The following is a 15794-nucleotide window of genomic DNA, read 5'->3' as shown; positions in this document are numbered from 1 at the left end:
CCGGGAACCGCGGGGGCAATCGATTTTCCGCGCCGCGTGGACCCCCGCGGGCGGGGTTTGCGGTCAGGGCCTGGTGGCGCGCTCCAGTTGCAGCAGCACCGACTCGTAGGGGCGCCCGGTGGCCCGGTCCATCCCCACCTCGCACATGCGGTTCGCCGACAGGTGGGCGTCGTACGACCGGGCGGTGACCTCCGCAGCCTCCTTCTCCGTCGCCGCGGCCGTCAGCTCCGGGTGCAGCATGCCCCGGTCGCCCGCGAAGGCGCAGCAGCCCGTGTCGGCCGGCACGACCACCTCCTCGGCGCAGGCCCGGGCCACCGCCACCAGGTGCTCCTCGTCGCCGAGACGGCGCGTCGCGCAGGTCGGGTGCAGGACGGCCGAGCCGACGGTGCGGTACACGTCGAGGTGGGGCAGCAGGTGGTCGGCGGCCCACACCACCGAGTCGAGCACCGTCAGTTCCGCGTGCAGTTCCCTGTTGTCGTCGGTCAGGAACGGCACCACCTCGTGCGCGATCCCCAGCGTGCAGGACGAGGCGTCCACCACCAACGGCAGCTTCCCGCCGGCCGTCCAGCCCCAGGCGGCCTCCACGATCCGGTTGGCCATCACCCGGTTGCCGCCGAGGTAGCCCTTGGAGTGCCAGATGGTGGCGCAGCAGGTGCCGGGGACGTCCCCCGGGATCCACACCGGCTTCCCGGCCCGCGCCGAGACGGCCACCACGGCCTCGGGCAGGGACAGGTCGTGGCCGTCCGCGGGGCCGCCGAAGACGCGGTTGACGCAGGCGGGGTAGTACACGGCCGCGGCCCGGGCCCGGGACGCCGACGGCGGCAGCCGCCGCGCGGCGGCCGCCGGGACCTCGGGCAGCCACTCGGGGACCAGGTCGGGGCGTACGGCCTTGCGCGCGGCCCCCGTCACCATCCGCAGCGGGGCGTTCCCGACCCGTTCGGCGACCGTGTCGGCGGCCGCCACGGCGAGCCGGGCCGCCCGCTCCACGACGGCGAAGTTCCGGGCGGCCAGCTCCGCGGCCCGCTCCTCGCCGGGCCCGTGCCGACGGCCCCGGAACTCCCGCATCAGGGCGCCGGTGTCGATGCCCACCGGGCAGGCCAGGGCGCAGGTGGAGTCACCCGCGCAGGTGTCCACGGCGTCGTACCCGTACGCCAGGAGCAGTTCGTCCAGCACCGGCGAGCCGGGGCTCTGCCGCAGCATCTCGCGGCGCAGCACGATGCGCTGGCGCGGAGTGGTCGTCAGGTCCTTGCTGGGGCAGGTCGGTTCGCAGAAACCGCACTCGATGCAGGGGTCGCCGATCGCCTCCACCTTCGGGATGGTCTTCAGGCCCCGAAGGTGGGCCTCCGGGTCGCGGTCCAGCACGATGCGCGGGGCGAGCACGCCGTCCGGGTCGACGAGCTGCTTGGTGCGCCACATGAGCCCGGTGGCCCGCGGCCCCCACTCCAGCTCGAGGAACGGGGCGATGTTCCGGCCGGTGGCGTGCTCCGCCTTGAGCGAGCCGTCGAACCGCTCCACCACCAGTCGGCAGAAGGCGTCCATGAAGGCCGCGTACCGTGCCACGTCGGCCGGCTCCGCGGCGTCGAAGGCGAGCAGGAAGTGCAGGTTGCCGTGGGCCGCGTGGCCCGCCACCGCCGCGTCGAAGCCGTGCTCCGCCTGCAGCGCCAGCAGGGCCCCGCACGCCTCCGCGAGCCGCGCCGGCGGTACGGCGAAGTCCTCCGTGATGAGCGTCGTACCCGGGGCGCGGGCCCCGCCGACGGCCGTCACGAACGCCCGGCGGGCCCTCCAGTACCCGGCGACCGTCGCCGCGTCGGAGACGAAGGCGTTGGTCACGGAGGGGGCCGGGACGACCAGCTCCAGCCCGGCCGCCACCTCGGCCGCCCTCGCCCCGCACGCCTCCCGCCCCGCCGCGTCGGGGGCCCGGAACTCCACCAGCAGGGCGGTGGTGCCCTTCGGCAGCTCCGCCCAGTCGGCGGGGACGCCCGGCACCCGCGCGCAGGCGCGCAGGGTGTTGCCGTCCATCAGCTCGACCGCGAGGGCGCCCGCGTCGTTGAACGCCGGCACCGCGGCGGCCGCGGCCGGCAGCGAGGGGAAGAACAGCAGACCCGTGCACACCTCCCGGTCCAGCGCCACGGTGTCGAACACGGTCTCGGCGATGAAGCCGAGGGTGCCCTCGGAGCCGACCATCAGCCCCCGCAGGATCTCGACCGGGGTGGTCCCGTCGAGGTAGGCGTCGAGCCGGTAGCCGTTGGTGTTCTTGATCTCGAACTTGGCGCGGATCCGGGCCACCAGCCCCGGTTCCGCCTCGATCTCCCGCTTGACCGCCATCAGCCCGGCGCACAGCGCCGGCTCCGCCCGGACCAGCTCCTCGTCCGCGAGCGGGTCCGCGGTGTCGACCACGGTTCCGCTCGGCAGGACGAACGTGAGCGAGGACAGGGTGCGGTACGAGTTCCGCGTCGTCCCCGCGGTCATGCCCGAGGCGTTGTTGGCCACGACCCCGCCGAGCGTGCAGGCGATCGCACTGGCCGGGTCCGGGCCGAGGATCCGCCCGTGGCGGGCGAGCGCGGCGTTGGCCCGGGCGACGGTGGTGCCGGGCCGGATCCGGGCCCGGCGACCCCCCTCCAGGACCTCGACGCCGGACCAGTGGCGGCGTACGTCGACCAGGATGTCCTCGCCCTGGGCCTGGCCGTTGAGGGAGGTCCCGGCGGCCCGGAACACCACCTCGCGCTGCTGCCCGTGCGCGTACGAGAGCACCGCGGAGACGTCGTCCACGTCCTCGGCCACCACGACCACCTGGGGCACGAACCGGTACGGCGAGGCGTCGGAGGCGTACCGCACCAGGTCGGACACCTTCCACAGGACCTTGTCCGCGCCCAGCAGCGCGACCAGGTCCTCGCGCAGCCGCCGCGGCGTGCCGGACGCCAGGTGCTCGGGCACCCGGTCCGGGGACGGGCCGGTGATCTTACGGGGGCGCAGGGCCCCGGGCTTCGGCTCCAGCAGCGGCATCGTGCGGCCCCTCACCTTCGGGGCCTCGCGGCCCGTCGCCTCCGTGGCCTCGCGGCCCTCCACACCGTCCCGGGGCCAGCATCCCGCCCGGCGGGCCCTTTCGCCCGTTGCGGCGGGGGCTCCGCGTGGCGCGCGGTGCCCGCGGTGCGCGGCCCGCTCCGCGCACCGCGAACGCGCTGGGCGCTGTCGGTACCTGCGGGTACCGTCGACACGGCGTCGCCCCGACCGGAGGACGACGCACGCTGAACGCTGAAGGAGCCCATGCACCCGCACGAGCAGCCGCCCGCCTGGACCCCCGCCGCCCAGCCGCTCGACCCCGCCCGGTCGGCGCCCGCCGAACCGCCGCGCGAGTTGCGCCGCATCCTGCGCCTGTTCCGTCCGTACCGCGGCCGGCTGGCGGTGGTCGGCCTGCTGGTCGGCGCCTCGTCGCTGGTCGGGGTGGCCTCGCCGTTCCTGCTCCGCGAGATCCTCGACACCGCGATCCCGCAGGGCCGCACCGGCCTGCTCAGCCTGCTCGCCCTGGGCATGATCGCGACGGCCGTCGTCGGCAGCGTCTTCGGCGTGCTGCAGACGCTGATCTCCACGACCGTCGGCCAGCGGGTCATGCACGACCTGCGCACCGGTGTCTACGCGCAGCTGCAGCGGATGCCCCTGGCCTTCTTCACCCGCACCCGCACCGGCGAGGTGCAGTCCCGCATCGCCAACGACATCGGCGGCATGCAGGCCACGGTCACCTCCACCGCGACCTCGCTGGTCTCGAACCTGACGGCCGTGGTCGCCGCCGTCGTCGCGATGCTGGCCCTCGACTGGCGGCTCACCCTCGTCTCGCTGCTCCTGCTGCCGGTGTTCGTGTGGATCAGCCGCCGGGTGGGCCGCGAACGCAAGAAGATCACCACGCAGCGCCAGAAGCAGATGGCCGCCATGGCCGCGACCGTCACCGAGTCGCTGTCCGTCAGCGGCATCCTGCTCGGCCGCACCATGGGGCGCGCCGACTCGCTGACCCGCTCCTTCGCCGAGGAGTCCGAGCAGCTGGTGGCCCTGGAAGTGCGGTCCAGCATGGCGGGGCGCTGGCGGATGGCCACCATCGGCATCGTCATGGCCGCCATGCCCGCCCTGATCTACTGGGCCGCCGGACTCTCCCTCCAGTCGGGCGCGCCCGCGCTGTCGCTCGGCACGCTGGTCGCCTTCGTCAGCCTCCAGCAGGGGCTGTTCCGACCGGCGGTGAGCCTGCTGTCGACGGGCGTGCAGATGCAGACCTCCCTGGCCCTGTTCGCGCGCATCTTCGAGTACCTCGACCTGCCGGTGGACATCACCGAGCCGGCCGAGCCGGTCCGGATCGCGCAGGCCGGGGGCGAGGTCCGCTTCGAGGGCGTGGAGTTCGCCTACGAGGGCCCGGGCGGCGACCCGACCCTGTCCGGCATCGACCTCACCGTCCCGGCGGGCGGTTCGCTCGCGGTGGTCGGGCCCACCGGCTCGGGCAAGAGCACCCTCAGCTACCTGGTCCCGCGCCTGTACGACGTCACGGCCGGCCGGGTCACCCTGGACGGCATCGACGTCCGCGACCTGGACTTCGACTCGCTCGCCCGGGCCGTCGGCGTGGTGTCCCAGGAGACGTACCTCTTCCACGCCTCGGTCGCGGAGAACCTGCGGTTCGCCAAGCCCGACGCCACCGACGAGGAACTCGCGGAGGCCGCCCGGGCCGCGCAGATCCACGACCACATCGCGTCCCTGCCCGACGGGTACGACACCCTGGTGGGGGAGCGCGGCTACCGGTTCTCGGGCGGCGAGAAGCAGCGGCTGGCGATCGCCCGGACGATCCTGCGCAACCCGCCGGTGCTGATCCTCGACGAGGCCACCAGCGCGCTCGACACCCGCACCGAGCACGCGGTGCAGCAGGCCATCGACGCGCTGTCCCGGGGCCGCACGACGATCACCATCGCCCACCGCCTCTCCACGGTGCGGGACGCCGACGAGATCGTCGTCCTCGACGCCGGCCGGATCGTCGAGCGCGGCACCCACGAGCAACTGCTGGCGGCCGACGGCCGCTACGCCGACCTGGTCCGCCGCGACGCGGAGCTGGCCCCGACGCCGGGCTGAAGCGGAGCCCGCCCCCGACGGCGGCCCCCGGCCGCCCCGCTCACCCCGCGGTCGCGCCCGCCGGCTCGCGGGCCAGTAGCCGCCCGATCGCGGCGACCGCGGCGCGCCCGGCCCGGTTGGCGCCGACGGTGCTCGCCGAGGGCCCGTACCCGACCAGGTGGACCCGCTCGTCCCGGACCGCCCGCGTGTCCTCGACGCGGATGCCGCCGCCCGGCTCGCGCAGGTGCAGCGGGGCGAGGTGGTCGACGGCGGCGCGGAAGCCGGTGGCCCACAGGACCGTGTCCGCCTCGACCGCCGTGCCGTCCGCCCACTGCGCGCCGGTGGCGGTGAGCCGCTCGAACATGGGCCGGCGCGCCAGCACCCCGCTCTCCAGGCCCTGCCGGACGGCCTCGTTGAGCGGCAGTCCGGTCACCGACACCACGCTCCGCGGCGGCAGTCCCCGTCGTACCCGCTCGTCCACCAGCGCCACGGCCGCCCGCCCCTCGGCCTCCCCGAACCGCCCGTCGCGGAACACCGGCGGGCGCCGCGTCACCCAGGTCGTCTCCGCCGCGACCTCCGCGATCTCCAGCAGGTGCTGCACCGCGGAGGTGCCGCCGCCCACGACGATGACGCGCCGGCCGGCGAAGGCCTCCGGGCCGGGGTAGTCCGCGGTGTGCAGCTGGCGCCCCCGGAACCTGTCCTGTCCCGGGTAGCGGGGCCAGAACGGCCGGTCCCACGTGCCGGTCGCGTTGATCAGCGCCCGCGCCGAGAAGTCGCCCGCGGAGGTCTCGACGCGCAGCCGCCCGCCGTCGCCCTCGCGCACGGCGCGCACGTCGACCGGGCGCAGCACGCCGAGGTCGAAGACCTCCTCGTACCGCGCGAAGTACTCGCCGATCACCGCTGAGGACGGGCGGTCGGGATCGGCGCCGGTCAGCTCCATGCCCGGCAGCGCGTGCATGCCGTGCACCCTGCCGTACGTGAGCGTGGGCCAGCGGAACTGCCACGCCCCGCCGGGGCGCGGCGCGTGGTCCAGCACGACGAAGTCCCGGCCGGGCACGGAACCGGTCCGGCGCAGGTGGTAGGCACTGGACAGCCCGGCCTGCCCGGCCCCGATGACGACGACGTCCACGTGCGCACCAGGACCAAGACCCGTACCAGGACCAGCACCAGCACCAGCACCAGCACCTGCGCCTGCGCCTGCGCCCGGTCCCGCACCCACGGCGACCCGCTCACCAAGATTGTTCACGGTTCACCTAACGTGCCGGGTGCGGCGGATCTTCCCGCCCTCCCTGCACCACAATGACCCCATGTCCCCCTTCACCACCCGGATGCTCGACATCCGCACCGGCCGCACCGAGACCGTCACCGACCTGACCGCCGCGTGCGAGGACTTCCTGGCCGAGGCCGCCGCCGGCCGCGACGGCCTGCTCAACGTCTTCGTCCCGCATGCCACCGCCGGCGTCGCCGTCCTGGAGACCGGCGCCGGCAGCGACGACGACCTGCTGGCGGCCCTGCGCGACCTGCTCCCCGCCGACGACCGCTGGCGCCACCGCCACGGCTCGCCGGGCCACGGCCGCGACCACGTCCTGCCGGCCATCGTGCCCCCGCACGCCACCCTCCCGGTGATCGACGGCCGGCTGTCCCTGGGCACCTGGCAGTCGGTCTGCCTGGTCGACACCAACCAGGACAACCCGGACCGTCAGGTCCGGTTGAGCTTCCTGGGCTGATCGAGCCCGTCAGGATCGTCCCGGGCGGGCCGACCGTGATCCGGAGGGACGAGGACCAGGAGCTTCTGCCGCCGCCGGGCCGTCCACGCGCCGGCCTTCCGCCGTCCGAACGCACCCGCGGCACCGGGCCCTCCGGGTCGGCACGGCCCGGCCCGGCCACCCGAGGCACGGGCTTTGGCCGTGTACCTTCGCCGAGGCTAGGGTATGCCGCCGTACTCGGCGGATCACTCCCTGGAGAAGGTGGGAATGGGGCTCATGGATGCGGACCACGCGGAGCTGGTCGTCGCGGCGCAGGCCGGTGACGGTCGGGCGCGCGAGGAGCTGATCGCCGCGTACCTGCCGTTGGTCTACAACATCGTCGGGCGAGCGCTGAGCGGACATGCCGACGTCGACGACGTCGTCCAGGAGACCCTGCTGCGCGTGGTGCGCGACCTGCCTTCCCTGCGTGCCCCGGAGAGCTTCCGGTCCTGGCTGGTGTCGATCACGCTCCGTCAGATCAACACCCACTGGCACCGGCACCACGTCTTCGCCGACCGGACCACGGTCATCGACGAGGCACACCAGATACCGGACGCCGGCGCCGAGCCCGTGGACGTGACGATCCTGCGGCTGCACGTGTCGGACGAGCGGCGCCGGGTCGTCAAAGCCGGCCGGTGGCTCGACCCGGACCACCGGATGCTGCTGTCGCTGTGGTGGCAGGAGTGCGCCGGCCTGCTGAGCCGTGACGACATCGCCGCCGCGACGGGGCTCACGGTCGCCCACGTCGGAGTGCGCCTGCAACGCATGCGCGAGCAGCTGGAACTGTGCCGGACGATCGTCGCCGCGCTCGAGGCCGACCCGCGCTGTCCGCAGTTGGACGAGACCGTCGCCGACTGGGACGGTCACCATGCATCGGTGTGGCGCAAGCGGATGGCGCGGCACACCCGTGACTGCCCGGTCTGCACGGCGACGACGACAGAACGGGTTCCGGCCGAACTGCTGCCCCTCAGCCTCACGACGCTGGCCGTCCCGGCCGGACTCATCGCCGCGCTGGCCGCCAAGGGCCTGCTGTCGGGTACGGTCGCCGGGCTGGCCACGGCACCCGTCGCCGTCGGCACGGCGGCGGGCGGAGGCGGTCTGCACAGCGCGCTGAGCGGCAAACTCCACGCGGTGACCGCTCATCCGCTGGTGAGCCTCGCCACCGGCGCGGTGCTCATCGCCGGGACCGCCACCTACGCGACCTGGCCCGAACCGGCGCCTCGGGAGCCCGGCGTCATCGCCGCCCCCACGGTCGGCACTCCCACGCCGATCCCGTCGCGCACCACCCCGTCGGCCGAACCGTCTCCGGTGAGCCCGTCCCCGGCGACTCCGTCTCCGATGGTGCCGTCCCCCGCGGGTCCGTCCGCCGTCGCGGGCACCGTTCCCCTGGGTGCACAGTCGCTGGAGTCCGTTGACCAACCGGGCCTGTTCGTCACGTATGCCGGCGACTTCGCGACGCTCGCCCGAGTCCCCGCGTCCAGCAGCGCGCAGGGACGGCAACCGGTCACCTTCACGGTCCTCAGGGGGCTGGCCGACTCACGGTGCGTCACCTTCCGTGCGGCGGACGGCCGGTACCTCCGCCACCAGTACCTGCGGCTACGGCTGAACACCGACGACGGCAGCGAACTGTTCCGTGAAGACGCCACCTTCTGTCCGCGCCCCGGAACGGTCGCCGGGTCGGTGACCCTGCACGCGCACAACTACCCCGGGTCGGTCCTCCGCCACCGAGACGGTGGCGTCTGGCTCGACGGCTCCGACGGCACCCGGGACTTCGCCGGCCAGGCTTCCTTCGTCGTGCGCAGGGCCGGAGCCTGACCACCCCCTCCCCGGGCGATCCGGCCGAGGAGACAGGCAGCGACCGCTGGTGGTCCTCCGGCACGATCCCGCACGGTTCCCGCACCACGCCCTGACCGGAGTTCACCGCCGATCAGTCCGGTCGCCACCCCTCCGCGGGCGCGACCGGACTGCGGCGCCCGGCATAACACTTTCTGCCTGCGAGATGCATCACCGGGCAATCCTGCGGACGGCACGACTTTTTTCGTTACGAGCCCGCGCGCTCGGAAGCCTCCACTTCAGGGGCGTACGTCCCGCCGCCCGCCATGACATGGCGGCGCGGCAGGCCGACCTCCCCGACTGACGCATCCCCTGAAGAAAGTCCCTCCCATGACGCAGCACATCCACGAACTCCGGGCGACCGGTACGCAGGACCCCCGAGGAGAATCATGAAGGGCCTGCACCGGCTCCGCCGGCGTCGCCGGACAGTGGTGGCAGGCCTGTCCGCCGCGGCGGTGGTGGCCGGTGTCGTCACGCTCCTCCCCAGCTCCGCCGGAGCCGCGGCCCTGGGTACCCAGGCGGCCCCCTCGGGCCGGTACTTCGGCACGGCCGTGGCCGCCGGCAGGCTCGGCGACCCGGCGTACGCCGCGATCGCGGACCGCGAGTTCAACATGATCACCCCGGAGAACGAGATGAAGTGGGACGCCGTCGAGCCGTCCCGCGGCAATTTCAACTTCGGTCCCGCGGACCGGATCGTCGACCACGCCAGGGCACACGGCCAGCGTCTGCGCGGCCACACCACGGTCTGGCACTCGCAGCTCCCCTCGTGGGTCCGCTCCATCGGGGACGCGAAGACGCTGCGCAGCGTGATGAACCACCACATCACCACCGAGATGGCCCACTACAAGGGCCAGATCTACGCCTGGGACGTCGTCAACGAGGCGTTCGCCGACGGCGGCAGCGGCGGGCTCCGCGACTCGGTCTTCCAGAAGGTGCTCGGCAACGGCTTCGTCGAGGAGGCGTTCCGCACCGCCCGCGCGGCCGACCCCTCGGCCAAGCTCTGCTACAACGACTACAACATCGAGAACTGGTCGGACGCCAAGACCCAGGGCGTCTACCGCATGGTCAAGGACTTCACGTCCCGCGGCGTGCCCATCGACTGCGTCGGGTTCCAGAGCCACTTCGGGGCGGGCGGCCCGCCGGCGAGCTTCAAGACCACCCTGGCCGGCTTCGCCGCCCTGGGCGTCGACGTCCAGATCACCGAGCTGGACATCGCCCAGGCATCACCCACCTCCTACGCGAACGCGGTCGGCGCCTGCCTGTCCGTGGCCCGGTGCACCGGCATCACGGTGTGGGGCGTCCGTGACAGCGACTCCTGGCGCAGCGGGGAAAACCCCCTGCTGTTCGACGGCAACGGCAAGCCCAAGCCCGCCTACACCGCCGTCATGAGCGCCCTCACGTCCGGATCCGGTACCACTCCGGCCAGGCCGACCGGCGGTACCGGGGAGATCAAGGGCGCGGCCTCCGGCCGCTGCATCGACATCCCCGGCACCGCCACCGCCAACGGCGCCCAGGCGCAACTGTGGGACTGCGGCGGACAAGCCGACCAGCGCTGGACCTACACCGCCGCCAAGCAGCTGAAGGTCCACGACGACAAGTGCCTGGACGCCAAGGGCAAGGGCACCACCAACGGCACCTCGGTGATCGTCTGGGACTGCAACGGCGGCGCCAACCAGCAGTGGAACATCAACGCCGACGGCACGATCAGCGGCGTCCAGTCCGGGCTGTGCCTCGACGCCGTCGGCGCCGCCACCGCGAACGGCACCAGGATCCAGCTGTACACCTGCGCCTCCGTCGGCAACCAGAAGTGGACCGCCCCGTCCGGGACGGGCGGCGGCACGTGCGCCCTTCCGTCGACGTACAGGTGGAGCTCGACGGGTGCCCTCGCGCAGCCGTCGAACGGGTGGGACGCGGTGAAGGACTTCACCCACGTGACGCTGGGCGGCAAGCACCTGGTCTACGCGTCGAGCGCGTCGGGAGCCTCGTACGGCTCGATGGCGTTCAGTCCCTTCACGAACTGGTCGGACATGGCGTCGGCCGGCCAGACCAGGATGAACCAGAACGCGGTGGCGCCCACACTGTTCTACTTCGCGCCCAAGAAGATCTGGGTGCTGGCGTACCAGTGGGGTGCATCTCCCTTCAGCTACCGCACGTCGAGGGACCCCGCCGACCCCAACGGCTGGTCCGCGCCGCAGCCCCTGTTCACCGGGCGCCTCCCCGACGCCGGCACCGGCCCGATCGACCAGACCCTGATCGCCGACGACCGGAACATGTACCTGTTCTTCGCCGGCGACAACGGCAAGATCTACCGGGCGAGCATGCCGATCGGGAACTTCCCGGGCACCTTCGGCTCGTCGTACACGACGGTCATGAGCGACACCGTGAAGAACCTGTTCGAAGCGCCGCAGGTCTACAAGGTCCAGGGCCAGAACCAGTACCTCATGATCGTCGAGGCTCGCGGTGCGAACGAGCAGCGCTACTTCCGCTCGTTCACCGCCTCCAGCCTGAGCGGTCCGTGGACCCCGCAGGCCGCGACCGAGAGCAACCCCTTCGCGGGCAGGGCCAACAGCGGTGCCACCTGGACCAACGACATCAGCCACGGCGATCTGGTCCGCAACAACCCCGACCAGACCATGACCATCGACCCCTGCCACCTGCAGTTCCTGTACCAGGGCAAGTCCCCGAACGCGGACGGCCCCTACGACCGGCTGCCGTACCGGCCGGGCGTCCTCACCCTGCAGCGCTGAGCCGCCCGATCCACGGTCGCACAAGGAGAAACACCCCCCATGAACAACCCCACGAACGGCGGGCGCCGCGGGCGTCACCGCCGACGCAGGACCGCCACCGCTCTGCTGCTCGGTGTGCCCGCCACCGTCGTGCCGTACTTCCTGTTCGTGCAGGACGACTCGCAGGCCGCGACGGTCGACGGCGGTGCCTACTACAAGCTGGTCTCCGTGCGCAGCGGCAAGGTGATGGACGTCAACGCCTTCTCCACCGCCGACGGCACCCGCATCCAGCAGTGGACCGACCAGAACACCGCCAACCAGCAGTGGAGACTGCGTCCCACCGGGGACGGCTACTACGAGCTGGTGAACCGCAACAGCGGCAAGGTGCTGGGAATAGCGGGCGGCTCGACCGCCCAGGCAGCTGTCGCCGAGCAACAGACCGACAGCTCCTCCGCCTCCCAGGAGTGGCGGATCGACGACGTGACCGGTTCCGATGCCGTCACCTTCACCTCCCGCAGGAGCGGCCAGGTCCTGGACGTCTCCGGAGGCTCCACGACCGAGGGCGCGGCCGTCATCCAGTATCCCGGCCGGGGCAGCACCAACCAGCAGTGGAAGCTGGTGAGAACGGCCGATGCCCAGGCCCCCGGCACCGGACCGTACGCGTGGAAGAACGCCCAGGTGGTCGGCGGCGGCTACGTCACCGGGCTGGTGTTCAACCCTCGGGAGAAGGGTCTGCTGTACGCGCGCACCGACATGGGCGGCGCCTACCGCTGGGACGCCGCTGCCGAGCAGTGGATCCCGCTGACCGACTGGCTCGGCGAGAAGGACTGGAACCTGCTGGGCATCGACGCGCTGGCCACCGACCCCGTCGACCCCGACCGGCTCTACCTCGCGACGGGCACCTACACCAACGACTGGGCCGGCAACGGCGCGATCCTGCGCTCCAGCGACCGGGGCCGCACCTTCCGGCGCACCGACCTGCCCTTCAAGCTGGGCGGCAACGAGGACGGCCGCGGGGCGGGCGAACGGCTGGCGGTCAACCCGGCCGACAACGGGACCCTGCTGCTGGGCACGCGCAAGAACGGCCTGTGGCGCAGCACCGACCACGGCGCGACATGGCGCCAGGTCTCGTCGTTCCCCGTCAAGGACGGCGCGGGCAGCGGCGCGGGCATCTCCTTCGTGACGTACGGCCCGGCCGGCAGCAGGACGATCTACGTCGGCGTCGCCGACAGGTCCACCTCCCTGTACCGCTCCACCGACGGCGGCAGCACCTGGCAGGCCGTCCCCGGGCAGCCCACCGGCCAGCTGCCGCAGCACGGCGTCGTCTCCGGAGACGGCTCGCTGTACCTGACGTACACCGACAACCTCGGACCCAACGGCGTGACGGGGGGCTCGGTGTGGAAGCACACGCCGGCCGGCGGGGCGTGGAAGAACGTCTCCCCGTCGCAGGGCAGCTACGGGTTCTCCGGTCTGGCCGTCGACCCGCGCAAGCCCTCCACGGTGATGGTCACCACCCTCTGCCGGTGGTGGCCCGAGGACGAGATCTACCGGACCACCGACGGCGGCGCGACGTGGACGGCACTGGCCGGGAAGTCGGTACGGAACGCCTCGGCCGCTCCGTACCTCGGCACGCACACCGGGCACTGGATGACCGCCCTGGCCATCGACCCCTTCGCCTCCGGGCACGTGCTGTACGGCACCGGCAACGGCATCTGGCGCAGCAAGGACGCCGACGCCACCGACCGCGGCGGCAGCAGTCACTGGACCGTGGGGGCGCGGGGTCTTGAGGAGACCGCGCTGATGGACGCGATCGCCCCGCCCGGCGGTGCGGCCGTCATCACCGCCATGGGCGACCAGGGCGGCTTCCGCCACACCGACCTGACCAAGGTGCCCACCGGCCGGCTGGCCGACCCGATGATGACCAACAGCACCGACATCGACTTCGCCGAGTCGGCCCCCTCCATGATGGTCCGGGTGGGCCATGGCGGCGCACAGGACGGCGCCTACTCCACCGACGGCGGCATCCACTGGAACGGCTTCAGGACAGAGCCGGTGGCCGGCGCGCAGGACGGTCGTGTCGCGCTCGCGGCGGACGGCTCCGCCATCGTCTGGACCGAGGCCGGCCAGGTCCCGTACCGGTCGACCGACAAGGGGGCGAGCTGGTCGAAGGTCGGCGGCCTGGGCACCGACGCCGTGGTCGTCGCCGACCGCTCCTCGGCCAGGACGTTCTACTCACTGGCCGGCGGCACGCTCTACGCCAGCACCGACGGCGGTGCGACCTTCAGCGCCCGGGCCGCCGGCCTGCCCGCCGGCGGCCGGCTCAAGGCCGTTCCCGGAGTCGCGGGGGACCTGTGGATCGCCGGCGACGGCCAGGGGCTGCTGCACTCCACCGACGGCGGCCGCACGTTCACCAGGCTCGCCCCGGTGAAGTCCGCCTCCGCCCTCGGCTTCGGCAAGGCCGCACCGGGTGCCTCCTACCAGGCCCTGTACCTGATCGGCACCGTCAAGGACGTCACCGGCGTCTTCCGCTCCACCGACAAGGGCGCCACCTGGCTCCGCGTCAACGACGACGCCCACCAGTGGGGCAGCATCGGCGGTGTCGGCGTCGTCACCGGCGACCCCGACACCTTCGGCCGCGTGTACGTCGGCACCAACGGGCGCGGCCTCCAGTACGGCGACCCGTCCTGACCCCGACGCCTGAGCGGGCGCAGGTGTCCGCCTGAGCTGACGGGCTACGAGCGAGGGAGCCGCCCTCCCCGACCGAGGAGACATCTCGGGGGGAGGGCGGCTTTCCGCTGCGGAGAGCCGAGGTGCTCACGTTCCCCGGCTGACCTCGTGGCCGGAACCGCCCGTTCGCCCGTTCACCCGTTCGGGTCAGGGTGGGGCGCGGGGCCGCGGCCCGTGGGTGAGGATCGGAGGGTCGTACGAGGGCGAGCCGGATCGAGGAGTCGCGATGGCCCTGCACGAGACCCGACGGGAAGCTCAGGAGGCCTTCGCGGACCTCTACGCGATGCCCGTGACCGCCGAGGCACTGCCGAAGAACCGCATGCCCGACAACAGCTCCGACCCGCGTGCGATCCGGACCCTGATCCAGGACGAGCTGGAGCTCGACGGGAACGCGGCGCAGAACCTGGCCACCTTCTGCACCACGTGGAGCGACCCCGAGGTCCACCTGCTCATGGACGCCGGCCTGAGCAAGAACATGATCGACAAGGACGAGTACCCGCAGACCGCGGAGATCGAGTCCCGCTGCGTCCAGATCCTGTCCGACCTCTGGCACGCCCCGGCCGGTTCCAACGCCACGGGCTGCTCCACCACCGGCTCCAGCGAGGCCGCGATGCTCGGCGGCATGGCCCTCAAGTGGCGCTGGCGCGAGCGCATGCGCGCCGCGGGCAAGCCGACCGACCGGCCCAACCTCGTGTGCGGCCCGGTGCAGGTCTGCTGGGAGAAGTTCGCGCGCTACTTCGACATCGAGCTGCGCCAGATCCCGCTGGAACCCGACGCGACCGGGCTGCGCCCGCACCAGCTGCGCGAGTACGTCGACGAGAACACCATCGGCGTCGTCGCCATCCTCGGCGTCACGTACACCTGCGACTACGAGCCGGTGCAGGCCATGGCCGACGAACTCGACGCCATCCAGGCGGACACGGGCATCGACGTCCCCCTGCACATCGACGCCGCCAGCGGCGGCTTCGTCGCGCCCTTCGTCCAGCCCGACCTCGCCTGGGACTTCCGGGTGCCGCGCGTGGTCTCCATCAACACCTCGGGCCACAAGTACGGCATGGCCCCCCTCGGAGTCGGCTGGGTGATCTGGCGGTCTCCCGAACACCTCCCCGACGAGCTGGTGTTCAAGGTCAGCTACCTGGGCGGCGACATGCCGACCTTCGCCCTCAACTTCTCGCGCCCGGGCGGCTCCGTCATCGCCCAGTACTACATCCTGCTCCGGCTGGGCCGGGCCGGCTTCCGCCACGTGTACGAGGCCGCCGGCGCCACCGCGCGCGCCCTCGGCGAGGCCATCTCCGAGATGGGCCCCTTCACGTTGCTGTACGACGGCGAGGGCGGGTTGCCCGCCGTCTCGTGGACGCTCACCGACCCCGAGAACACGCCCTTCACGCTCTACGATCTCACCGAACGGCTCCGGCTGCGCGGCTGGCAGGTGCCCTCCTACCCGCTGCCGCCCGCCCGCGAGGAGACCGTCATCCAGCGCGTCCTGATCCGCCACGGCATCACCCCCGACAAGATCGCCCTGCTCACCGACGACCTCGACGCGGCCGTCAAACACCTCCTCGCCGGACCCGGCCGGGCGGCCACGCCCCGGCCGAGCTTCCACCACTGACCGTCTACGGCCTTCGCTGGGCGGAGTGGGGACACGCGGCGCCCCGGGACGGGGTCAGCACGACGTCCTCGAGGG

Annotated in this window: 8 protein-coding genes; 6 read left to right on the top strand and 2 right to left on the bottom strand. The window is 72.8% G+C overall.

Annotated elements, in window-relative coordinates:
• Nucleotides 1–63: 63 nt before the first annotated feature.
• Nucleotides 64–3003, bottom strand: coding sequence for an FAD-binding and (Fe-S)-binding domain-containing protein (locus IF43_RS0112555; protein WP_030198516.1), 2940 nt, complete (start codon nt 3001–3003; stop codon nt 64–66).
• A 261-nt stretch (nt 3004–3264) separates the two neighbouring features.
• On the opposite strand from IF43_RS0112555, the gene IF43_RS0112550 reads away from it, so the two are divergent.
• The gene (locus IF43_RS0112550; protein ID WP_030198514.1) at nt 3265–5100 is read left to right on the top strand and encodes an ABC transporter ATP-binding protein; all 1836 of its coding nucleotides are present in this window, start codon (nt 3265–3267) and stop codon (nt 5098–5100) included.
• A 40-nt stretch (nt 5101–5140) separates the two neighbouring features.
• On the opposite strand, the gene IF43_RS0112545 is transcribed toward IF43_RS0112550, so the two are convergent.
• The gene (locus IF43_RS0112545) at nt 5141–6208 is read right to left on the bottom strand and encodes an NAD(P)-binding domain-containing protein (RefSeq protein WP_030198512.1); all 1068 of its coding nucleotides are present in this window, start codon (nt 6206–6208) and stop codon (nt 5141–5143) included.
• A gap of 178 nt (nt 6209–6386) precedes the next feature.
• On the opposite strand from IF43_RS0112545, the gene IF43_RS0112540 reads away from it, so the two are divergent.
• From IF43_RS0112540 to IF43_RS0112520, 5 genes are all read left to right on the top strand, one after another.
• Nucleotides 6387–6806 carry a secondary thiamine-phosphate synthase enzyme YjbQ gene (locus IF43_RS0112540; RefSeq protein WP_030198510.1) on the top strand — a complete coding sequence of 140 codons (420 nt, stop codon included), beginning with the start codon at nt 6387–6389 and terminating at the stop codon, nt 6804–6806.
• A gap of 246 nt (nt 6807–7052) precedes the next feature.
• On the top strand, nt 7053–8639 hold the full coding sequence (locus tag IF43_RS0112535) for a sigma-70 family RNA polymerase sigma factor (protein WP_030198507.1): 1587 nt from the start codon (nt 7053–7055) through the stop codon (nt 8637–8639).
• Nucleotides 8640–9046: 407 nt separating this feature from the next.
• A complete protein-coding gene (locus IF43_RS0112530; RefSeq protein ID WP_030198505.1) occupies nt 9047–11404 on the top strand; it encodes a non-reducing end alpha-L-arabinofuranosidase family hydrolase in 2358 nt (785 codons plus the stop codon).
• Between the two features lie 39 nt (nt 11405–11443).
• A complete protein-coding gene (locus IF43_RS0112525; protein ID WP_030198502.1) occupies nt 11444–14071 on the top strand; it encodes an RICIN domain-containing protein in 2628 nt (875 codons plus the stop codon).
• A 265-nt stretch (nt 14072–14336) separates the two neighbouring features.
• Nucleotides 14337–15719, top strand: coding sequence for a glutamate decarboxylase (locus IF43_RS0112520; RefSeq protein ID WP_030198499.1), 1383 nt, complete (start codon nt 14337–14339; stop codon nt 15717–15719).
• Nucleotides 15720–15794 lie beyond the last annotated feature (75 nt).

This window comes from Streptomyces sp. NRRL S-87 (assembly GCF_000719335.1).
Lineage (GTDB): Bacteria > Actinomycetota > Actinomycetes > Streptomycetales > Streptomycetaceae > Streptomyces.
Note: the sequence above shows the minus strand (reverse complement) of the source record. Positions and strands in the feature narration are given on the sequence as shown.